Source organism: Sporosarcina koreensis (assembly GCF_042655825.1).
In the GTDB taxonomy this organism is placed as follows: Bacteria; Bacillota; Bacilli; order Bacillales_A; family Planococcaceae; genus Sporosarcina; species Sporosarcina koreensis.
Genome location: NZ_JBHSNP010000029.1, coordinates 215035 through 236216 on the forward strand (window position 1 = coordinate 215035; position 21182 = coordinate 236216).

A 21182-nucleotide genomic window follows, 5' to 3' on the forward strand; every position below is an offset into this window, starting at 1 on the left:
GAGGAGCGCTTATACACGGATTCATGTGTCCTTTTTCAAGGAGCCCAAATAAAAGATTAAAGCCTTACACGCCCGAAGTCAAGTGGAAAGTATTACAGAAGGTCTTCTTCCTCTTCTTCCTCATCTTCTTCGTCTTCGTCGTCAATATCCAATTCATCGTCTGGAACGATTTCGAGGCCTTCCTCATCTTCGATCAAATCTTCCTCGATCTCGATGATTTCTTCTTCCTCGTCCTCTTCATCATCCAAGTCGTCTTCGTCATCCAGCTCGTCGAATTCTTCATCAAACAACTCGTCCTCGTCGACGTCTTCCTCTTCTTCGTCCTCTTCTTCGTCATCGTCATACGCTTTTTTCTTTTTCTTCTTGCGGACTTTGACGACAGGAGCCGTTTCTTCCTCGATCTGATCAACCGGATACCACTCGCGCAAGCCCCATTCGTTGTTATTGATGGCAAGGAATCTTCCATCGATATTCATATCTGTGTAGAATTGGAGGAGCCTGTCCTTCATTTGACTCTCCGACATTCCTGTCAACTCACGGATTTCATTCATTAATTGTTCAAGTGTCAATGCTTCCCGGCGCTCGGTCAATATCGCGTATGCAATATCGATCATCGATTCTTCCAGGAGTTCTTCTTTCGTCAATTCATGTAAATTCAACGTACGCACGTCCTTTCTCTGAGCAAAAGCATACTTATCATTATATACAATGAAGTGCCTGTTATGCTACCATCTTCTACTCTTCTTTAAGCGTTGGAATTCTTTGACGCTTAGGCAGCCGAGGTAAAGGGCGGCAAGCAGGAAGGGAACCGCGCCGTAACCTACACCGTATAAGGAAAAGATGAGGACAATGATTACAATGATAATCAAAACATGATGATACAGTTTCATGCCCTCACCTCTTTCCCTTTATTGTCTTTATTATACGTGGAAAGAACAGGCAAAATCCACTGTAGAAGACAATTTTTCAAAATGTTTTTAATGGAGAGCAAACATTCAAAAAAGAACGCTCTATAAGAGCGTTCCCCCTATTTACATATTGCGGCGGTATTGGCCTCCCACTTCGTATAACGCGTTCGTAATTTGGCCGAGGCTCGCGACTTTGACGGTTTCCATCAATTCCGCAAAGATGTTGCCGCCGGTCACTGCAACTTCCTGGAGCTTGCGTAATGCGTCAGCCGATTCGTCGCCATGCTGCGATTGGAAGGCGCGCAAGTTGGCGATTTGCGTCTCCTTCTCTTCCTTCGTCGCACGAGCGATTTCCATATTGTCGATGTCCTCTTCGGAAGGCGGATTCGGGTTCAAGTACGTATTGACGCCGATGATCGGCAGTTCGCCCGAGTGCTTCTTCATTTCGTAGAGCATCGATTCCTCCTGGATTTTGCCGCGTTGATATTGCGTCTCCATCGAGCCAAGTACACCGCCGCGGTCGTTCAGGCGGTCGAATTCCTGGAGGACGGATTCTTCGACGAGGTCCGTCAGTTCTTCGATAATGAAAGATCCTTGGAGCGGGTTTTCGTTTTTTGAGAGTCCGTGCTCCTTCGTGATGATCATCTGGATCGCCATCGCACGGCGGACCGATTCCTCCGTCGGCGTCGTGATCGCTTCATCGTAAGCGTTCGTATGGAGCGAGTTGCAGTTGTCCTGCAATGCCATGAGCGCCTGGAGCGTCGTCCGGATGTCGTTGAAATCGATTTCCTGCGCATGCAAGCTTCGTCCGGATGTCTGGACGTGATACTTCAGCTTCTGGCTCCGTTCGTTTGCGCCGTATTTCTCGCGCATCGCGACCGCCCAGATGCGTCTTGCCACCCGCCCGATGACCGTATATTCCGGATCCAAGCCGTTCGAGAAGAAGAACGACAAATTCGGAGCGAAATCATCGATGTTCATGCCGCGGCTCAAATAGTACTCGACGTATGTGAAGCCGTTCGCGAGCGTGAACGCGAGCTGTGAAATCGGGTTTGCGCCTGCTTCCGCGATATGGTAGCCGGAAATCGAGACGGAGTAGTAGTTCCGCACTTTCTTGTCAATGAAATACTGCTGGATGTCGCCCATCATGCGGAGCGCGAATTCCGTCGAGAAGATGCATGTATTCTGCCCTTGGTCCTCTTTAAGGATATCCGCCTGCACCGTTCCGCGGACGACTTGCAGCGTGGCGTTTCGGACTTCCGTGAATTCTTCGACCGTCAGCACGCGGCCGAGTTCTTCTTCCTTCAGCTTCACTTGCTGGTCAACCGCCGTATTCATGAACATCGCAAGGATGATCGGCGCAGGACCGTTGATCGTCATCGACACGGACGTCGACGGCGCGCAAAGGTCAAAGCCGTCATACAGCTTCTTCATGTCATCGAGCGTACAGATGCTGACGCCCGACTCCCCGACTTTTCCGTAAATATCCGGACGCTCGTCGGGATCTTCGCCGTATAACGTCACCGAGTCGAATGCTGTGGACAACCGTTTTGCATCGTCATCTTTGGACAGGTAATGGAAGCGGCGATTTGTCCGTTCCGGCGTGCCTTCCCCTGCGAATTGGCGTTTCGGGTCTTCCCCTTCCCGCTTGAATGGGAAAACGCCAGCCGTGTACGGGAATGAACCCGGGACGTTCTCTTTGTACACCCAGCGAAGGATTTCGCCGTAGTCCTTGAATTTCGGCAACGACACCTTCGGAATCTTCAACCCTGACAAACTTGTCGTCGTAAGTAGGGTACGAAGCTCCTTATCGCGGATTTTCGTAATGAATTCGTCACCCGCATACGATTCTTTCAAAGTTTCCCAGTTGTTGAGAATCCGCTTTGATTCCGCGGAAAGCTCTTCACGGACACCGTTTGCCAGAGACTCGAGCGATGCGGTAAGCGCATTGTCCGGTGATTTTTCATTCACAGCCTCGATTGCGCCCTCGAGTTGGAATAAACGGCGGGCAAGATCGACTTGCTGCTCGGATTTCTTATGGTAATCGCGGATCGTGCTTGCGATTTCACGTAAATAATGTGTGCGGTCTGGCGGGATGATGACGTTCTGCTTTTGCGTCTTCACGAACTCCGTGTAGGACGTCTCCCAGTCTGTGCCGCATTTTTCATTCAACTTCGAAACGAGCGCTGCGAACAGCGAGTTCGTCCCTTTGTCGTTGAACTGGCTCGCGATCGTGCCGTAGACAGGCATCGTATCTAGATCTTTGTCGAACAGGAGATGGCTCCGTTGGTATTGCTTCTGCACTTGGCTGAGCGCATCCTCGGACCCTTTCCGCTCGAATTTATTAATGACGATCAGGTCGGCGAAGTCGATCATGTCGATTTTCTCAAGCTGCGTCGGTGCACCGAACTCGCTCGTCATGACGTACATCGATACATCGGACACTTCCGTGATTTCCGCGTCCCCTTGCCCGATTCCGCTCGTTTCAACGATGATCAGATCGAAGCCCGCCGTTTTCACGACGTCGAGCACATCTTTGATGGCGCCCGATAGTTCGGAGCGTGATCCGCGTGTAGCGAGGCTGCGCATGAAGACGCGCTTGTTGAAGATCGCGTTCATGCGGATCCGGTCGCCGAGCAGAGCACCGCCCGTCTTCTGCTTCGTCGGGTCGATCGATAGGATGGCGACTTTCTTATCCGGCAATTCACGCAGGAACCGGCGGATCAGTTCATCGGTGAGCGAGGATTTCCCCGCTCCCCCCGTACCTGTAATTCCGAGGACCGGCGTGTTTTTCGATAGTTCCCTAGCTTTTCCGATCAGGTTAATCGCGGCCGGGTTTTCCTTGTTATACATTTCCTCCGCGTACGTGATGAGGTTGGCAAGCACTTCAGGATTGTCCGTACTCACTTTTTCGAGATTCGCCAACTCATCTTCCACTTCGGTAAGGAAATCGCATTCCTCCACCATCCGGTTGATCATCCCTTGCAGCCCCATCTTGCGGCCGTCCTCCGGCGAGAAGATCCAAGCGATGCCGTAGTCATGCAACTCCTTGATCTCCTTCGGCAAGATAACGCCGCCACCGCCGCCATAAATGCGGATATGCGGAGCGCCTTTCTCCTGCAACAGGTCGTACATATATTTGAAGTATTCAACATGCCCGCCCTGGTACGACGAAATCGCGATCCCTTGCACATCCTCCTGGATCGCCGCATTTACGACCTCCTCAACGGAACGGTTATGCCCCAAATGAATCACTTCCGCCCCCGTCGATTGGAGGATACGGCGCATAATATTGATCGACGCGTCATGCCCATCAAACAAACTCGACGCCGTCACAAAACGAACATGATGCCTCGGCTTATAAATCTCAGTTGTAACCACTTCTCGCACACCCCTTCATTCTTTTTGCGGTTTTTCTGCGGTGCCTGCGCAGCACACTATTCAGTTTATTAACTACAATTGTATAAAACTGAAACAGGCAGGTGACTATGACAACTATTCATGCTTTTCCATACGTATTTTTATGCCGGTAACTGAATTGTCATAAATGTATCGTGCACAGGCACCGACACTATTCAGTCTATTAACTACGATTGTATAAAACGGAAACTGGAAGATGATTATGACAATCAAACGCATATTAAACGTTGCATTTTTATGCATGCCGTTAAATTGTCATAAATGCACCACGCACAGGCACCCACACAATTTATGGATTACCGACGATTCCTTTGAATAATTGGTCGGTCTGATAGCTGATGAACTCCTCGATAGTGTAGGTTCCGCGCAATGCCCATCTGCGGAATGCCCACATTTGGCCTTGGACGACGACGTGGTGTGCGGCCATGTCGACCGCTTCCTCGCCGATGCGCAATTCACCGGACCTGACGCATGCTTGCAGCAGGTTCTTGAATAACGCGACCATTTCCATCTCTTTTTTCAGGACGTATTGGAGCGCGTCCTTCGGCAATGACTTCGATTCCTGGTACATGACGACGAATTCATCTGACATGTCGTCGATCAGGTGGAAATACGAATCGATTGCCATCCGTAGTCCCTCCACATTCCCTTCCTGGTCCATCAACGTCGATAGGCGGCTCTGCACTTCATTGTAAATACTGTCGCAGACGAGATAGAGCACATCTTCCTTCGTCCGGATATATTCATAGAGCGTGCCGATGCTGAAGCCCGCCGCTTTGGCGATCTCCCTCGTCGTCGCCCTGTGGAACCCTTTTTCCTTGAACAGCTGGACGGCTCCATCAATGATCTGCTCACGCCTCTTTTCAATCAAGCTTTCATCTTTGACAGACGATTTTACTTCACGTTTCAATTGCATCATGCACCCCCGATTATTTTGTCAACATGCGGGAGATGACGAGTCGTTGGATTTCCTGCGTTCCTTCGTAGATTTGCGTAATCTTCGCGTCGCGCATGAAGCGCTCGACCGGATAATCCTTCGTATAGCCGTAGCCGCCATACACTTGAACTGCCTCCGTCGTCACTTTCATCGCCGTATCTCCTGCCATCAGTTTCGCCATCGCGGATGCTTTTCCATACGGCAAATCGTTCGATTCAAGCCATGCTGCCTGGTATGTGAGCAATCGTGAAGCTTCCGTCGCCGTCGCCATATCCGCCAGCTTGAAGCCGACGCCTTGGTTCGCTGCAATCGGCTTGCCGAACTGTACGCGCTCCTTCGAATAATCGACTGCTGCGTCTAGCGCTCCTTGCGCAATGCCGACCGCTTGTGCAGCAATTCCGTTCCGGCCGCCGTCCAACGTCTTCATCGCGACAATGAACCCTTCGCCTTCCGCACCCAACATGTTCTCCTTCGGCACACGGCAGTTGTCGAACATGATTTCCGTTGTAGGAGATGAACGGATGCCAAGTTTCTTCTCTTTCTTGCCTACTGAGAAGCCTGGGAAATCCTTTTCAACGATGAATGCGCTTGTGCCTTTATGCTTCGATTCCGGATCGGTCACTGCGAACACAATGTAAATGTCTGCAATTCCGCCGTTTGTAATGAAGATCTTCGAGCCGTTCAGAACGTAATCGTCACCGTCAAGCTTCGCAGTCGTACGCATGCCGCCAGCATCGGAACCGGAGCCCGGTTCAGTCAAGCCGTACGCGCCAATTTTCGTTCCTTCAGCCATTGGACGTAGGTATTTCTGCTTCTGCTCTTCCGTACCGAATTTGTATACCGGCCACCCTGCAAGTGACGTGTGCGCGGACAATGTAACCCCTGTCGATGCACAGACGCGTGACAACTCTTCCACCGCGATGCAATACGCGAGATAATCGCTGCCAATGCCGCCGTACTCTTCTGGCCAAGGAATCCCCGTCAACCCGAGTTCAGCCATCTTGTTCCAAATGTCCATATCAAAGCGCTCTTCCTCATCGCGCTCCGCAGCTGTCGGCGCAACGTCCTTCTCCGCGAAATCGCGCACCATTTTCCGAATCATTTCATGCTCTTCCGATAATCTAAAATCCATGTCAACTTCCTCCTCGGGGTTTTGTACGGTGCCTGTGCACCATACAATTCAGTCTATTAACTACAATTGTATATTTCGAAAACGATAGTGCTGTTATTGCAGTAATCACTTAGTCAGTTGAAGTATTTTTATACATTTAATCGAATTGTCATAAATGCGTCTTGCACAGGCACCGACACAATTCAGTTTATTAACTACAATTGCATATTCGCAATGTCATAATGCTTTCGTGTCGGACTTTCGATTGCCTAAAGATGTATATTTATACTACTCATCAAATTGTCATAAATGCACCATGCACAGGCACCACCAAAAGGTCACCTCGTTAAATGCTTGCTGATGACGATGCGTTGGATTTCGCTGGTGCCTTCGTAGATTTGGGTAACTTTGGCGTCGCGGAAGTAGCGCTCGACCGGGTAGTCTTCGGTGTAGCCGTAGCCGCCGAAAACTTGGACGGCTTCGATAGCGTTGTCCATCGCGGTTTGTGATGCAAACAGTTTTGCCATGGAGGCCTCTTTACCGCATGGCTTCCCTTCCGCGCGCAGCTGGGCGGCGCGGTAGACGAGGAGCCTTGCTGCTTCGGATGCTGTCGCCATATCCGCCAGCTTGAATCCGACGCCTTGGTTCGCTGCGATCGGTTTCCCGAATTGCACACGTTCCTTTGCATACGCGGCAGCCGCTTCAAGTGCCGCTTCGCCGATGCCGAGCGCCTGTGCCGCGATGCCGATCCGGCCAACGTCGAGGTTCGCCATCGCGATTTTGAAGCCCTCTCCCTCTTCACCGAGACGGTTCTCCGCGGGCACTTTCATATCTTCGAATGTGAGCTGCACGGTTCGCGATCCGTGCAGGCCCATCTTTTCCTCGTCTTTTCCGATGATGAGGCCCGGCGTATCCATATCGACGATGAAGCCCGTAATGCCGTACGTCCCTTGCGAAGGATCCGTCGACGCGAAAACGATGTAGACGTCCGCCTCGCCGCCGTTCGTAATGAACACTTTCGAGCCGTTCAGTACATAATGATCGTCCTTTTTCACGGCTTTCGTCTTCAGCGATCCTGCGTCGGATCCAGCACTCGGCTCCGTCAGGCAGAAGGCGCCCAAGTATTCGCCCGATGCCATTTTCGGCAAGTAACGGTTTTTCTGCTCTTCATTCCCGAAATACATGATCGGGTTCGTGCCGACGGACGTATGGACGGACAGGATGACGCCCATGACCGCGCTCACTTTCGAAAGCTCGTGGATGGCGATGATATAGGAAACGAAGTCCATATCGGAACCGCCGTATTTTTCGGGGACGGTGATGCCCATCAGGCCGAGCTCGCCCATTTTCTTTAGGATTTCACGTGGAAACTCCCCCGCCTCCATCCGTGGAATGAACGGCTCGATTTCCGCTTTCGCAAAGTCCCTTACCACCGTGCGCATCATCTGCTGTTCTTCGGTGAATTGTAAATCCATTGGAATTAACTCCTTTATTTAACGTGTTAGTCGCTCGTTATCGGTCAAGTTCATAACTTTATCGGTCAAATCCGGCGGGTTATCGGTCAAGTTCACAATTTTATCGGTCAACTTCCGCAAGTTATCGTCATTCAATGACCTTCGACCTATCAAGTTGAGCTCCTTCTGACCTCCGGTGTACCCTTCACCTTATGAATATTCATAGAAGCCGCGGCCCGATTTCTTGCCAAGCCAGCCCGCGTTGACGTACTTCCGAAGCAATGGGCAAGGGCGGTATTTCGAGTCGCCGAAGCCTTCGTGGAGCGTCTCCATAATGTAAAGGCATGTGTCGAGTCCGATGAAATCAGCCAGTTGAAGCGGCCCCATCGGGTGGTTCATGCCGAGTTTCATCACTTCGTCAATCGCTTCCTTCGATGCGACGCCTTCGTACAGCGTGTAAATCGCTTCGTTGATCATCGGCATAAGCACGCGGTTTGCGACGAATCCCGGGAAATCATTCACTTCGACCGGCGTCTTCGATAGTTTGCGCGTCATGTCCTCGACCGCTTCATACACTTCGTCGGATGTCGCGAGCCCGCGAATGATTTCGACGAGTTTCATGACAGGCACCGGGTTCATATAGTGCATGCCGATGACGTTTTGCGGACGGTTTGTCACTGCCGCGATTTCTGTAATTGGAAGGGATGATGTATTTGTCGCCAAAATCGCATGCTTCGGCGCAATCCCGTCAAGTTTCGCGAAGATCGATTTTTTGATCTCCATGTTTTCGATCGCCGCCTCAATGACGATGTCCACGTCATGTGCGTCCTGCAAATCGAGCGATTTCGTGATGCGCCCGAGGACTTCCGATTTTTCATCTTCCGTCATGCGGCCTTTCTCGACGTTGCGAGAAAGGTTTTTCGCGATGACCGCAAGCCCCTTCTCGTACGACTCCTCTTTAATATCATTCAATTTCACGTCGAAGCCCGCTTGCGCACACACTTGAGCGATTCCGCCGCCCATTTGTCCAGCTCCGATGACCATCACTTTTTTGATTTCCATAATGAAGTACCTCCGTCTCCGTCTACCAAAATCTCCGCTTGCACATACGCATAAATCAGAATCTAGCCACCTATTGGGCTATCACTCTTTCCCAACTTCAATCATGATCGCGTCGCCCTGCCCGCCGCCCGAACAGATCGCAGCAATACCGATACCGCCACCACGACGTTTCAATTCATAAGCAAGCGTCAAGATGATCCGCGCCCCGCTTGCGCCGATCGGATGTCCGAGTGCGACTGCTCCGCCGTTGACGTTCACTTTTTCAGGGTCGAGCCCTGCAATTTGTGAGCTTGCAAGAGCGACAGCTGCGAACGCTTCGTTTATTTCGAATAAATCAATGTCCTTCAATTCTTTGCCCGTCTTTTTCAACAACTCGTTGATGACTAATCCCGGCGTCTGCGGGAAGTTTTCCGGCTCGATCGCAACTTCGGCGTGTCCGATAATCGTTGCAAGAGGCTTCTTCCCTTCCTTCAACGCACGCTCCTCATTCATCAAGACAAGCGCGCACGCTCCGTCATTGACGCCCGGCGCATTGCCTGCTGTAATCGTGCCATCTTTCCCGAATGCAGGACGCAATTTCGCAAGTGATTCGAGGGAAGTGTCGCGACGCGGCGCTTCGTCCGTGTCGACGACGACCGGATCCCCTTTCCGTTGCGGAATCTGCACTCCAACAATCTCCTCTGCAAATTTCCCTTCGTCAATCGCCGCATTCGCACGCTCATGGCTGCGCAGCGACCATTCGTCCTGCATTTCACGTGTCAAAGAAAACTCGCTCGCTGTCCCATTCCCGTACGTTCCCATATGGACGCGGTCTGGGGAGAATGAACAGGACAAGCCATCATAAATCATTCCGTCCACCAATGGCGCATCGCCCATCTTCAAGCCGAATCGCCCTTTCGGCAAATAATACGGTGCGTTCGACATCGATTCCATTCCGCCCGCCACGATGACGTCTTCGTCACCGAGCCGGATGAGCTGGTCGCCGAGCGTGACGCTTCGCATGCCGGATGCACATACTTTATTCACCGTCTCGGTTTTCACGGACCACGGAAGCCCCGCCTTCACTGCCGCCTGCCTCGATGGGATTTGCCCCTGCCCCGCCTGCAGCACCGTCCCGATGATCACTTCATCGACTTCCTCTTCTGTAACACCCGACCGCTTCAACGCTTCCTTAATCGCGATTCCGCCTAGATCACTTGCTGTTTTCGTGGATAAAGCACCGCCAAACCTACCAAACGGAGTCCGTGCCCCGTCCAAGATGACTGTTCTGCCCATTTCCTACTCCTCCATTTCAGCATGATAACGTTTTCATTTTACAGAAAGAGCGACGACTGAACGCTCGCTCGGTAACTCTTCGAAAAAAAAGGGAGTACACAGACTCCCTTTTTTTCACGGAAGCAGATCCGCTCCCAATTTTCTTAATTATATCGTTCTTTCTAAACTCTCGCAATATATCTTATTGTAAAATCGGTTCCTCTTCTTCTACGACTGCAGGTTGGAAGTCTTCCCCGAAGATGGAGCGCTCAAGCAATTCCGCGATGTCGTATGTGCCGACTTTGTCTTCCACTTCGATCGCCTTCGTTCCATCCGATAGCATCGTCAAGCAGTATGGACATCCGGATGAAATGATGCCCGGGCTTACTTCCATCGCCTGTTCCGTACGCGCAACGTTGACGCGGTGGCCCGCATCCTCTTCCATCCACATGAGTCCGCCGCCCGCTCCACAGCACATGCCGTCCTGGCGGTTACGTTTCATCTCAACCAGGTTGACGCCCGGAATCGCTTTAAGGATTTCCCGTGGTGGATCGTACACGTCGTTGTATCTGCCGAGGTAGCACGAATCATGGAACGTGATCGTTTCATTGATTTCATGGACCGGCTTCAGCTTGCCTTTCATGACAAGGTCGTACAGCATTTCGGTATGGTGGACGACTTCCGCCTTGAAACCGAAATCCGGATATTCATTCTTGAAGATATTATATGCATGCGGGTCGATCGTGACGATCTTCTTTACGCCCGCTTTTTCAAATTCATCGATATTCGAAGTCGCGAGTTCTTGGAATAAAAACTCGTTCCCCAAACGTCGCGGCGTGTCGCCGGAGTTCTTCTCTTTATTCCCAAGGATTGCGAATTTGACGCCCGCTTCGTTCATGAGATGCGCGAAAGCAAGCGCGATCTTTTGCGAACGGTTATCGAATGCACCCATCGAACCGACCCAGTAGAGGTATTCAAACTCTTCGTCCGCTTTCTTCATTTCTTTCACTGTTGGAATATGAAGGTCCGGACGCGCATCACGCCAGTTCTCCTTCTCTTTCCGGTTAATGCCCCACGGATTCCCTTGGCGCTCGATGTTCGTCATCGCACGCTGCGCATCCGCGTCCATCTTCCCTTCCGTCATGACGAGATAACGGCGGAGATCGATGATTTTGTCGACGTGCTCGTTCATGACCGGACATTGGTCCTCACAGTTCCGGCACGTCGTGCACGCCCAGATTTCCTCTTCGGTGATGACATCGCCGATGAGGGATGGGCTGTAAATATCGTCGATTGATGCGCCTTCCAATGCAGCGGCGAGCGCAATCTGGTTGCCTTTTGTGTTTTTGAACATTGGCGCAGGCACCCATGGCTGTTTCTTCGTGACGAGCGCGCCCGTGTTCGTCAGGTTGTCACGCAGTTTTGTAATCAAGTCCATCGGGGACAGCATTTTGCCCGTCCCGGTCGCCGGACACATATTCGTACAGCGTCCACATTCAACGCACGCGTAGAAGTCGATCATCTGCTTCTGCGTGAAATCGGTGATCTTCCCTACACCTAGCGCAGGCATATCATCTTCGTCTTCCGCTTCTTCAAGCGCTTCGAAGTCGATCGGCGCAAGCTTGCCCCTCCGATCAAAACGCATCATGTACGTGTTGACCGGTCCTGCGATCAAGTGCGCGTGCTTCGATTGCGGCACATACACGAGGAATGTGAGCAATGTGAGCAAGTGGACCCACCATGCGACGAAGAAGACGACCGCTGCGGCTGTCGGGCTCATGAAGCTGAAAGCGGTTGCAATCGCAGATGCCATCGGCTCCGTCCACACCGTTTCATGCCCTTGCCAAATCATGTTCGCGCCATTCGCGACAAGCGTCGACAACATGAGAAGGCCGATGAAAATGAGGACAAGCCCTGATTTCCAGCCGCGCTTCAGGCGCACGAGCTTCTCAACATACCGGCGGTGGAACGCCCAAACCACTGCAATCAAAATCATGAAAACAACGATTTCCTGGAAGAACGTAAATCCTCCGTAAATCGGTCCGAACGGCAAATGCGACCCCGGCTTCAAGCCTTTCCAAATGAGGTCGATCGCCCCGAATTGGACGAGCAGGAATCCGTAGAAGAACATGACGTGGATGATTCCACTTTTCTTATCCTTCAATAGTTTCTTCTGCCCGAATACATTCACCCAAACTTCTTTCAGACGGCGGGAAACATTATTGTCGAACTCTTCCTTCCGCCCAAGCTTTATGAATTGGACCCGCGTCCTGATCAAATGCGTGAACAGCGCAAGCGCATATGCCACCACCGCCAGGAAAAGGATCCAGTTGACGATCAACAAAGCATCCATTTTATATTCTCTCCTTCCCTTATCGGAACGTTATGAATAGTGTAGTAGAAAATTAGTATTGTGTCGATGTTCTATTTCATAGTTTAAGTTATGAATGAGCATTCAGTCAATGGATATTTTTATTTTAGGGATAATTTTTAGAGGATTTAGAATGAGGTATAGGCGGTACTGGGGCTGTTATGAGCGCGGATGGCTGAGTTATGAGCGCGGGACGGTGATTTATGAGCGCAGAGCGGAGGTTTATGAGCGCGAAAACGAGTTTATGAGCGCTGGATGGGAGTTTATGAGCGTGAAAACGAGTTTATGAGCGCAGAAACAGATTTATGAGCGCAGAGCGGAGGTTTATAGGCGCGGGACCATGTGCTTTGGTAATAAATACTTTTATCCGGAATATTATTTGCAATATTCATGGTATTATTAATCAACGGACTATAAAGGAGGGCGGAAATGAATACAGACAGTCTTGTCAAAAACACTTTGTCGATTATCTGCTTTCCTTTCACATTGGCAAATATGCTTATCAATCAAAAAAGGAAGGTTAAAGAAATAGGAGAATTGATTGAGGTAAACAGCAGGAAAATACATACGATCGTATCCGGAAACAACGACTCAAAACCTACTGTCATACTTGATGCTGGATTAAGTTGTTGCTCGATCGACTGGTACTACGTTCAACCTGAAATATCCAAGTTCGCAAGAGTACTTTCTTTTGATCGTGCAGGTTACGGCTGGAGCTCGCGTTCAAAAGGCACACACACGAGCGAGGAAGCCGTCAATGATTTAATACGCATTTTAGATAAACTGGCAATCAATCCGCCCTATATCCTCGTCGGACATTCATTCGGCGGATTAAACATGAGGCTATTTGCAAGCAAGCACCCCGAAAAAGTGGCGGCGATACTATTAATTGACGCAGTCCATGAGAATAGATACTTAAGCAAGGAATGGGATGATGTCCGTAAAAAAAGCCATCAGAAAAACTTGAATTTATTCAGATTAGGGTACATCACTTCCGGGGTCGGACTACCGAGACTAATAAAGCAGCCAGTCGGCAGAAAGTATTTACCGGGGCCTTTTCAAAAGCCAGCCGCCTATATCGGGTATCATCCAAATGCATTCGAAGCGGTTTATAAAGAGTTCCTGCACAGTGAACAATCTGCATTGCAAGTTGCCAATTCCAAACCTTTATATCCGGACTTACCTATAAGGATACTAAGTTCCAATAACAGTGATCCGACTTGGATTGAACACCAAGAACTCCTGTGCAATTTGTCAAATAACACGAGGCAAATCAAAACAGATAATGGTCATTCCATCCACTTGGAAAATCCAGAGCTTGTAATCAACACCATTCAAGCACTATGTGAAGAAGTGGAACTCACGATATAAAAACAGCCCCCGGTCATATTTCATTTCGGAGGCTGTTGGTTTCGTTTATCTTATAAAGTTGCCCGCCCAACAATTGGCGGGCTTTTTCGATGTTATCGACGTTAATTCCAAGGAGTGCAGACGTTGAAGGTCCCGCTGATGAATGAATATCGACGTCAGCTTCTATCATAACCAACGGATCCCCCATCAGCTTTCTATATTCCGCAAGAATCCCTTTCGACCCTACCGGCCAGACTTTTTGAATCAATCCGTTGTCCATCGCTTCTTTGATCAACCGCAATGACGCAATCTCGCCGCGTCTTTCAAGCACTTCATTCCCGACGAGCGGCGTGCCGTAGGCGTACCATTCCAACTCAGCAACTTCCTCAACAACCCGCTGTTTGCCGATTATCGTAACCGCGACAGCCGATTGCAAAAGTTGCATATTCGTCTCCGTGCTGCCCGAGATTTTCGGCGAATCCAGATTTGATTCCCGGAAGACATCTTCCACGCCTGCTACGTACATCGCCCAACTTTCTTCGCCGCTGAAATTATGTATGAGCACAGCGATCGGATCCGCGTGCGCCGCCCACTGCTCGAGCAGTGCGACACGGGCGGCGAAATACGCCGTCACCCGATCCGGAACCGCCACGACATCATGCAGCTTCTCCCCGATACCACCCGAGTTATCCGTCGTTACGACATGCCCATCGCCGAGCGCTATCGCATTTCTCATCGGACGAACCCGAATCTGCCGCCAGCCGCTTTCGCAAGCACCGGCATGACGACAGCCGCCACTACGGCATTCAAGACCGTCGCTAATAAAATCGCCGGGACCGCGCCAATAAAGAATGCAGGCGATACGAGGAAATAAAACGGCAACGGCGCAAGCAACCCATTCGCGACGATGAAGAACACCCACTTTGATAAGTGGTGGCCCGCCTTATGTAGACGTGCGAAACCATAAAGGATGATCATCATTTCAATCGCAATCAGGATATGGAAAGGCCCGAGCGGAAAGCCCGCGTACATTGCGGACGCGAGATGGCCTGTCATCGACGCGACTCCGACGAAGACGGGCGGCAAGAAGGATGCTGCCAGCAATGCAGGTACGGTATCAAGCGCCAACGAGCCGACGCCGGACGGGATCTTGATGAACCCTCCCACCGCACAAAGCGCCGCGAACAATGCGGTCAGCGTCATTATTCTGAGTTTCATCATTTTCCCTCTTTTTTACCGGTCCGGAACACTTTCGCACTGCGGACATATTCATTATCAGGAACGCCAAGACGCGCATTGACGATGCGTGCCGCGACGAAAAGATAGTCCGATAGGCGGTTCAAGTATTTCTGGACCTTCGCCGGCACATCTTCCTCCGCCTTCATCAGCGTCACCGTCAATCGTTCCGCACGGCGCGCAACCGTACGCGCAATATGCAACGTCGCAGCTGCAGGCGATCCGCCCGGCAAAATGAATTTCTCAAGCGGCGGCGCTTCATCCATCAATGCATCAATCCGCTGTTCTAGCACTTCGATCGGCTCTTCCGACAATTTATAATGGCGCTCTTTCATGACATTCGCCAAGTCCCCGCCGCCATCGAATAATTCATTCTGGATCGCTTCCAAATCCGCAAGCAGATCCGCAAACTTTTCACCTTCAAGCTCCGTCATCGCCTTGCCGATGAACGAGTTCAATTCATCCATCGTCCCGTAGGCTTCAACGCGAAGGCTGTCCTTGTCGACTCTGCCGCCAATCAAGCTCGTTTGCCCTTTATCTCCTGTTTTCGTATAGATTTTCATATGATTTCTCCCCTTTTCTTCAATGTTTGTGCCAGTCCGTACCAAATCCTCGTCACTTCATCCGCCTGCCCAATCAATCGCTGGTACAGCCGGCCGCATGCATCGCGCAGCTTCCGCTGGTCCGCGTCCATCGGCACGATTCCCCGTCCGATGTCGGTCAGAATGAAAATGATGTCTTTTCCTTCAATCGATTTCAAAATGTGCTCAACGGCTTCCGCTTCAGCCAGTTCACTCTGTTCGAGCCATTGCTCGATACGGTCAATGACAACCTTGGTTCCGGGCGGAATCTCGATCTCACCAACGGAACAATCGACCCAATGATGCGGAACATCCACGAGCATATTTTTCACATACTCTCTTTTCCCGTTGTGGGAACCTCCGATAACGACACGCATCGCAAGCCCTCCTTCATTCCGTCGTGACTGCGCCATTCGAGCTTCCAAATCGATCCGTGAGAAATTTGCCATGACCAGAAATCCCGCAGTTCCGGTGAAAATCGGGTGAGCGCGATGCGGATCGGTCCGCCGTGGGTGACAACGATTCCGCCATTCGGCAATGAAACCAGTGCCTCCAGCACGCGTTTCTCCACTTCCGCCAAACTTTCCCCGCCACGTGGTGCGAATGAATACGGATCCTCAATCCAACTTCGGTAGTCCTTATCCAATTCAAGGTCCGCATACGTTTTCCCTTCAAAATCACCGAAATGGCATTCACGCAATCTTGTATCCGCGTGATAGTCCGAACCGGGAAACAGAAGTTCCGCGCTCTCTTTAGCACGTCTCAAATCGCTCCCATATACGATTTCGCTTACGGGCATCGTCCGAACCAAGTTTCTGACCGGCTCAATCGGCTCATCCGTCCATCCGATATATTTCTTCTCGCGATTCCCGGCAGTCGGCAAATGCCGGATCAAATACAAATGATGATTGCCAGCCATAACAACGCCTCCGTCCCTTCGATGAACGCCCCGCATAAGTCACCCGAAACGCCGCCGAAATGCTTAAGCGACCAGCTTCTGAAAATAAATACAGCCGCCACAGCGACGAACACCAACACAACCGGCACAACGATCGAATGAAGTACGAAGCCAAGTACCACGGCAACAGCGATTGTTGCAGAGACCGACCACGCCATCAACTTGGCCGTTGCCAGCTTCCCTTTGAAGAAATGGGCGATCCCTTTCTCTTTCGCAAGGCGCGTCGTTGAAAAGTAGACGTTCATGCCTGCCCTAGCCAGAAACGGGACAGCAATGAAGTACGCAAGTAAGCCCTCGTTGCGATGAATCAATTCCTCGAGCAAAGCGATTTTCACAATGAGCAACAGGACGAGCACCATCGCCCCGAACGCGCCGATACGCGGATCGTCCAATATTTCAAGCCGCTTTTCCTTGTCGCGATACGAAAAAAACGCATCTCCCATGTCCGCGAAGCCATCCAGATGCAAACCTCCCGTCAATGCGACGCCCACCACAACGACGAAAACCGATGCGAGCAGCGAGCCCGTTCCGATGACGTCCGTAAATAATATCGAGACGCCGTACATTGCAAGGCCGATAAGCCCACCGACGAACGGCAGCGCGACATACATCCCCGTCACATCTTTCCGTTCCATCTGCAGCTCTTTGCGGATCGGGATGGACGTGAAAAATTGAAGTGCAAGCAACAATCCGTTCACGCCCGTTCACCTGTGATGACCGACAGGATGAACGGCCAGTCGAGGTGCGTTTTCACGTGTGCCGCCCAAGCGTCGTAAATATCCGTCCCGGCTGGCGCCTCGCTCAGCGGCCGGTCCACGTCCTCTTCTTCAATCCCGTGATTCATCTTATGCGGAATGACCCCGGCGATGCGAATGCCCGTATACGATTCGATAAAGTCGACACCTTCCTGGAATAAGGCTGCGTCCCCATGGAATTTATTGATGATGATCCCTTTCACGCGCGCCCGGTGTTCCGGCGACAGCAATTGAAGCGTACCGACAATCGATGCGATCGCGCCGCCGCGGTCGATGTCTGCGACGAGCAGCACGGGCACATCCGCCATGTCCGCCACCCGCATATTGACGATTTCGCGGTCGTTCAAATTCACTTCCGCAGGACTTCCGGCACCTTCGATGACGACAACGTCGAACGATTCCGCGAGCCGGTCGAGCGACGTCCGGATTGCTTTCAGGGCACGGTCGAAAAACTGCTTCCGGTATTCCATCCCGTCCACAGCTTCAAATGTCTCTCCGAAAAACCGGACATCCGCTTTTCGATTGTCCAATGGCTTCAACAGAATCGGGTTCATCTCGATGACCGGCTTCGTCCGCGCCGCTTCCGCCTGCAAAAACTGCGCCCGGCTCATCTCTTTCCCATCTTCCGTCATTGCGGAAAATCGCGACATGTTCTGCGATTTGAATGGGGCGACCCGCATCCCTTCGTCCGAAAGCAGCCTGCAAAGCGCCGTGCAGATCATCGTCTTGCCGACATCCGACGCCGTTCCCATCACCATGATCCCTTTCATCGCACTGCCACCTGCCCTTCCTTTTTCCAATACAGCGGCAGTCCGCAATCCATTTCGATCGCGTCGTCCGCCAGTTTGACGAGATGTTGATGCAACTCGCCGATCCACTTGCAATATGTTTGCGTCTCTTCGTATGTCGATGCCGGTTCGTCCAGCACTTCATTCGAGACGATGACGAAATGGGTGGCTTTCTCCTGGATTGCGGCGACCGTTTCCACGAGCTGCGCCGCTTTCTTTTCCATGCATCCCTTTATGTGGATGCAGTATGTACCTTCATGTTCCGTATATAGTTCATTCGCAAGCCAAGTCGTAAGACAATCCCATAGGACAAAATCGTTTGGCTGAATGAACGGCAGTGCCTCTTCCAAATCGATCGGCTGCTCGAACGTCAGCCAATCTACGTCCGCGCGGTCAAGCTTATGTTTTTCAATCCGTTGCCTCATTTCTTCATCGACCGCGCGACCGGATGCGATGTAGACGAGCCTGCCATGAGCGGCGGCAGCCCCCTCGACGAGCAACTTTTCTGCATAAGCGCTCTTCCCGCTTCGCACGCCGCCGCTGATGAATGTCAGTTTTCGATCCATATTTGGAACACCTCCCCCTTACCTTCGTCGGTTATGAGCGTGAAAACGATTTTATGAGCGCATTCCCACCGTTTATGAGCGGCAAAACGGATTTATGAGCGCGTTCCTACCGGTTATGAGCGCCAAAATGGATTTATGAGCGCATTCTCACTGGTTATGAGCGCCAAAACGGATTTATGAGCGCATTCCCACCGTTTATGAGCGGCAAAACGGATTTATGAGCGCATTCCCACCGTTTATGAGCGTGAAAACGATTTTATGAGCGCATTCCCACCGTTTATGAGCGGCAAAACGGATTTATGAGCGCATTCCCACCGTTTATGAGCGCCAAAATGGATTTATGAGCGCATTCCCACCGTTTATGAGCGGCAAAACGGATTTATGAGCGCGTTCCTACCGGTTATGAGCGCCAAAATGGATTTATGAGCGCGGCTGCAAGCTCTCTCCGCAATTCTTCCATTTCCTCGCCGCTTTTCATGCCGATGCGGAGCCAGCGGCCGTCCATTCCTCTGAAATTCTCCGAATGGCGGAGGACGATGCCTTTCGCGAGCATATCTGTGTACAGTTTTCCGGCGTCTTGCGGTTTGAATGATAGGAAATTCGCTTCCGATTCGGTCACGATGCAGCCGTAGCCTTTCAAAAACGCCGCCATCTTCACCCGTTGTTCGGTGGCGTGGCGGATCGCGGTCTCGCGGTACGCTTCCTCGCCGAGGCAGACTGCCCCGATTGCGGCCGCAATTCCGTTGACATTCCAATGCGGTGCCGTCGATTTCAATTCCGCAATGACATCATGATGCGCGACGACATACCCGAGGCGGATGCCCGGAATGGCGTACATCTTCGTCATTGAGCGGACGACCATGACATGCGGAAATTCGTTCAATTCGGGAATGAACGAATTGCTTTCGTCAATGAAATCGATGAACGCCTCATCGAGTACGACTTCACAGCCGTCCTCCCCCGCCTTCCGGATAATCGACAACAGTTCATCACGCTTCGGCAAGACGCCTGTCGGATTGTTCGGTGTGCATATGTAGACGACGGCTGCTTCTGCAAGCCTGTCCAAAACCGCATCGACCGGCAGTTTGAATCCATCCGCTTCAGAAGCGATGACACGTTCAATCTCCACGCCCTTCGCCCGCAACGTCGCTTCGTATTCCGAAAACGTTGGGTGGACGACGATCGCCCGTTTTCCACGATACCGTTCCGCGATGAGCGACAACAGTTCAGCAGCACCGTTGCCTACAATCACCGATTCTTTCATTACGCCATGATATTCCGCCGCCTTCGAATGGAATGGCTCGCCGGACGGGTCCGGGTAGGTGTTTAATCGCGTCAAAAGTTCCGGCCACAATTCGACGACAGACCGCGGAGGCCCCGCCGGATTGCAGTTTTCGCTGAAGTCGAGGATCCGCGCAGGCGGGACTATTCCAAGTTTCTCGTAGACATGCCGGGGGTTCGCCCCGTGTTCAGGCAATTGCATAGAAAATCACTCCAATGATCGTCATAAGTATCCAGAAAGCGAAGGACGCCGCTTGCATTTGCCGGATCGCCGATTTGATATGCGACACTGTTAACGGCTGAAGTCCGGGGCCGATTTCCGGCCGTTCGGATTCGATTCCTCGGTATGTACTTTTCCCGCCTAATTTGAAGCCGAGCTGCCAAGCGGTCGCCGCTTCAAGGAAGCCGCTGTTCGGGCTCGGGTGGTTCCGCGCGTCCTTGCTCCAGCCGATAAACCGCTTCCGGAAAGGGATGCCCCCTTCATTTCGAGTGAAAACGAGGATGAGGAAGCCCGTGATCCTTGCGGGAATAAAGTTCAACACATCATCGGCGCGCGCGGAAAACTTGCCGAATTTCCGGTAGCGGTCGTCTTTGTAGCCGATCATCGAGTCGAGCGTGTTGACAGCTTTATACATCCATAATCCAGGCGCGCCGAATAGGAATGCCCAAAATAACGGAGACGTGACGCCGTCCGCGGTATTTTCCGATACCGTTTCGATTGCACCTCGGGCAATTCCGCCTTCCAGCAGCTTGTCAGTGTCGCGGCCGACAATCCATGAAAGCTTCGTTCGCGCTTCCTCTAAGTCACCCTTTACTAGCGGATTATGAACGTCGAGCGCCGCGTCCCTTAAACTTTTCTGGGCGAGTCCAATCGCGATGAAAACGGCTTCGACGACAATCCCGGCAACGATATGTAGTTGGTAGGCGGACCAGACGATCGCAAGCACAATCACGGTTACAAGGAACACCGTCATGAACAGCATTCCAGCGCCTTTCAGTACGCGGGCGCGACCTTTATTCAAGACCGCGGTGAGTTTCGAGATGAATGTGCCGATCCAGCGGACGGGATGCGGCCAGTTCGGGGGATCCCCGATGACGCGGTCGAGGACGAACCCAATCGCGATTGCAAGAAAATGGGCTTGCATAGTTA

General features: G+C 51.7%; 21 protein-coding genes. 1 reads left to right on the forward strand and 20 read right to left on the reverse strand.

Features of this window, described 5'->3' with window-relative positions; all coding sequences use genetic code 11:
• Positions 1-92 precede the first annotated feature (92 nt).
• The 10 genes from rpoE to ACFPTP_RS16870 form a co-directional block, all read right to left on the reverse strand.
• Positions 93-668: a DNA-directed RNA polymerase subunit delta gene (rpoE, locus tag ACFPTP_RS16825; protein WP_381447193.1), complete on the reverse strand. Its 576-nt coding sequence runs from the start codon at positions 666-668 to the stop codon at positions 93-95.
• A 57-nt stretch (positions 669-725) separates the two neighbouring features.
• Positions 726-890, reverse strand: a complete 165-nt coding sequence (locus ACFPTP_RS16830) for a hypothetical protein (RefSeq protein WP_381447195.1) — start codon at positions 888-890, stop codon at positions 726-728.
• A 141-nt stretch (positions 891-1031) separates the two neighbouring features.
• Positions 1032-4289, reverse strand: coding sequence for a fused isobutyryl-CoA mutase/GTPase IcmF (icmF, locus tag ACFPTP_RS16835; protein ID WP_381447197.1), 3258 nt, complete (start codon positions 4287-4289; stop codon positions 1032-1034).
• 328 nt (positions 4290-4617) lie between these two features.
• The gene (locus ACFPTP_RS16840) at positions 4618-5244 is read right to left on the reverse strand and encodes a TetR/AcrR family transcriptional regulator (RefSeq protein ID WP_381447199.1); all 627 of its coding nucleotides are present in this window, start codon (positions 5242-5244) and stop codon (positions 4618-4620) included.
• Positions 5245-5257: 13 nt separating this feature from the next.
• Complete coding sequence (locus ACFPTP_RS16845; RefSeq protein ID WP_381447201.1) at positions 5258-6397, reverse strand: acyl-CoA dehydrogenase; 1140 nt, start codon at positions 6395-6397, stop codon at positions 5258-5260.
• Positions 6398-6714: 317 nt separating this feature from the next.
• On the reverse strand, positions 6715-7851 hold the full coding sequence (locus ACFPTP_RS16850) for an acyl-CoA dehydrogenase (protein ID WP_381447204.1): 1137 nt from the start codon (positions 7849-7851) through the stop codon (positions 6715-6717).
• 18 nt (positions 7852-7869) lie between these two features.
• Positions 7870-8004: a hypothetical protein gene (locus ACFPTP_RS16855; RefSeq protein WP_381447207.1), complete on the reverse strand. Its 135-nt coding sequence runs from the start codon at positions 8002-8004 to the stop codon at positions 7870-7872.
• A 36-nt stretch (positions 8005-8040) separates the two neighbouring features.
• A complete protein-coding gene (locus tag ACFPTP_RS16860; RefSeq protein ID WP_381447209.1) occupies positions 8041-8892 on the reverse strand; it encodes a 3-hydroxybutyryl-CoA dehydrogenase in 852 nt (283 codons plus the stop codon).
• Positions 8893-8973: 81 nt separating this feature from the next.
• On the reverse strand, positions 8974-10167 hold the full coding sequence (locus ACFPTP_RS16865) for an acetyl-CoA C-acetyltransferase (protein ID WP_381447211.1): 1194 nt from the start codon (positions 10165-10167) through the stop codon (positions 8974-8976).
• A 181-nt stretch (positions 10168-10348) separates the two neighbouring features.
• On the reverse strand, positions 10349-12499 hold the full coding sequence (locus ACFPTP_RS16870) for a heterodisulfide reductase-related iron-sulfur binding cluster (protein ID WP_381447213.1): 2151 nt from the start codon (positions 12497-12499) through the stop codon (positions 10349-10351).
• Positions 12500-12946: 447 nt separating this feature from the next.
• On the opposite strand from ACFPTP_RS16870, the gene ACFPTP_RS16875 reads away from it, so the two are divergent.
• Positions 12947-13888, forward strand: a complete 942-nt coding sequence (locus ACFPTP_RS16875) for an alpha/beta fold hydrolase (protein WP_381447215.1) — start codon at positions 12947-12949, stop codon at positions 13886-13888.
• 13 nt (positions 13889-13901) lie between these two features.
• On the opposite strand, the gene ACFPTP_RS16880 is transcribed toward ACFPTP_RS16875, so the two are convergent.
• From ACFPTP_RS16880 to cbiB, 10 genes are all read right to left on the reverse strand, one after another.
• Positions 13902-14603, reverse strand: coding sequence for a hypothetical protein (locus tag ACFPTP_RS16880; protein WP_381447217.1), 702 nt, complete (start codon positions 14601-14603; stop codon positions 13902-13904).
• On the reverse strand, positions 14600-15085 hold the full coding sequence (locus ACFPTP_RS16885) for an ECF transporter S component (RefSeq protein ID WP_381447219.1): 486 nt from the start codon (positions 15083-15085) through the stop codon (positions 14600-14602). The genes ACFPTP_RS16880 and ACFPTP_RS16885 overlap by 4 nt, the downstream gene beginning before the upstream one ends.
• Entirely contained in the window at positions 15085-15666 is a 582-nt protein-coding gene (locus tag ACFPTP_RS16890; RefSeq protein ID WP_381447221.1) for a cob(I)yrinic acid a,c-diamide adenosyltransferase, read from the reverse strand. Before ACFPTP_RS16890 ends, ACFPTP_RS16885 begins: the two co-directional genes overlap by 1 nt.
• On the reverse strand, positions 15663-16061 hold the full coding sequence (locus ACFPTP_RS16895; RefSeq protein ID WP_381447223.1) for a bifunctional adenosylcobinamide kinase/adenosylcobinamide-phosphate guanylyltransferase: 399 nt from the start codon (positions 16059-16061) through the stop codon (positions 15663-15665). Before ACFPTP_RS16895 ends, ACFPTP_RS16890 begins: the two co-directional genes overlap by 4 nt.
• Positions 16013-16603: a histidine phosphatase family protein gene (locus ACFPTP_RS16900; protein WP_381447225.1), complete on the reverse strand. Its 591-nt coding sequence runs from the start codon at positions 16601-16603 to the stop codon at positions 16013-16015. Before ACFPTP_RS16900 ends, ACFPTP_RS16895 begins: the two co-directional genes overlap by 49 nt.
• On the reverse strand, positions 16576-17340 hold the full coding sequence (gene cobS / locus ACFPTP_RS16905; RefSeq protein ID WP_381447227.1) for an adenosylcobinamide-GDP ribazoletransferase: 765 nt from the start codon (positions 17338-17340) through the stop codon (positions 16576-16578). Before cobS ends, ACFPTP_RS16900 begins: the two co-directional genes overlap by 28 nt.
• Positions 17337-18167: a cobyric acid synthase gene (locus ACFPTP_RS16910; protein WP_381447230.1), complete on the reverse strand. Its 831-nt coding sequence runs from the start codon at positions 18165-18167 to the stop codon at positions 17337-17339. Before ACFPTP_RS16910 ends, cobS begins: the two co-directional genes overlap by 4 nt.
• Positions 18164-18751 (reverse strand): bifunctional adenosylcobinamide kinase/adenosylcobinamide-phosphate guanylyltransferase, encoded by a 588-nt coding sequence (locus ACFPTP_RS16915; RefSeq protein WP_381447232.1) that lies wholly within the window; start codon positions 18749-18751, stop codon positions 18164-18166. The genes ACFPTP_RS16910 and ACFPTP_RS16915 overlap by 4 nt, the downstream gene beginning before the upstream one ends.
• Positions 18752-19151: 400 nt before the next feature.
• The gene (cobD, locus tag ACFPTP_RS16920; protein ID WP_381447234.1) at positions 19152-20234 is read right to left on the reverse strand and encodes a threonine-phosphate decarboxylase CobD; all 1083 of its coding nucleotides are present in this window, start codon (positions 20232-20234) and stop codon (positions 19152-19154) included.
• Positions 20221-21177: an adenosylcobinamide-phosphate synthase CbiB gene (cbiB, locus tag ACFPTP_RS16925; RefSeq protein ID WP_381447237.1), complete on the reverse strand. Its 957-nt coding sequence runs from the start codon at positions 21175-21177 to the stop codon at positions 20221-20223. The genes cobD and cbiB overlap by 14 nt, the downstream gene beginning before the upstream one ends.
• Positions 21178-21182 lie beyond the last annotated feature (5 nt).

Bases quoted from the DNA above. Each gene is read 5' to 3' on its own strand.
- ACFPTP_RS16830 (WP_381447195.1), bottom strand. From the start codon at position 890: ATGAAACTGTATCATCATGTTTTGATTATCATTGTAATCATTGTCCTC.
- ACFPTP_RS16840 (WP_381447199.1), bottom strand. From the start codon at position 5,244: ATGCAATTGAAACGTGAAGTAAAATCGTCTGTCAAAGATGAAAGCTTG.
- ACFPTP_RS16845 (WP_381447201.1), bottom strand. From the start codon at position 6,397: ATGGATTTTAGATTATCGGAAGAGCATGAAATGATTCGGAAAATGGTG.
- ACFPTP_RS16850 (WP_381447204.1), bottom strand. From the start codon at position 7,851: ATGGATTTACAATTCACCGAAGAACAGCAGATGATGCGCACGGTGGTA.
- ACFPTP_RS16860 (WP_381447209.1), bottom strand. From the start codon at position 8,892: ATGGAAATCAAAAAAGTGATGGTCATCGGAGCTGGACAAATGGGCGGC.
- ACFPTP_RS16865 (WP_381447211.1), bottom strand. From the start codon at position 10,167: ATGGGCAGAACAGTCATCTTGGACGGGGCACGGACTCCGTTTGGTAGG.
- ACFPTP_RS16870 (WP_381447213.1), bottom strand. From the start codon at position 12,499: ATGGATGCTTTGTTGATCGTCAACTGGATCCTTTTCCTGGCGGTGGTG.
- ACFPTP_RS16875 (WP_381447215.1), top strand. From the start codon at position 12,947: ATGAATACAGACAGTCTTGTCAAAAACACTTTGTCGATTATCTGCTTT.
- ACFPTP_RS16880 (WP_381447217.1), bottom strand. From the start codon at position 14,603: ATGAGAAATGCGATAGCGCTCGGCGATGGGCATGTCGTAACGACGGAT.
- ACFPTP_RS16885 (WP_381447219.1), bottom strand. From the start codon at position 15,085: ATGAAACTCAGAATAATGACGCTGACCGCATTGTTCGCGGCGCTTTGT.
- ACFPTP_RS16890 (WP_381447221.1), bottom strand. From the start codon at position 15,666: ATGAAAATCTATACGAAAACAGGAGATAAAGGGCAAACGAGCTTGATT.
- ACFPTP_RS16895 (WP_381447223.1), bottom strand. From the start codon at position 16,061: ATGCGTGTCGTTATCGGAGGTTCCCACAACGGGAAAAGAGAGTATGTG.
- ACFPTP_RS16900 (WP_381447225.1), bottom strand. From the start codon at position 16,603: ATGGCTGGCAATCATCATTTGTATTTGATCCGGCATTTGCCGACTGCC.
- ACFPTP_RS16910 (WP_381447230.1), bottom strand. From the start codon at position 18,167: ATGAAAGGGATCATGGTGATGGGAACGGCGTCGGATGTCGGCAAGACG.
- ACFPTP_RS16915 (WP_381447232.1), bottom strand. From the start codon at position 18,751: ATGGATCGAAAACTGACATTCATCAGCGGCGGCGTGCGAAGCGGGAAG.
- cobD (WP_381447234.1), bottom strand. From the start codon at position 20,234: ATGCAATTGCCTGAACACGGGGCGAACCCCCGGCATGTCTACGAGAAA.
- cbiB (WP_381447237.1), bottom strand. From the start codon at position 21,177: ATGCAAGCCCATTTTCTTGCAATCGCGATTGGGTTCGTCCTCGACCGC.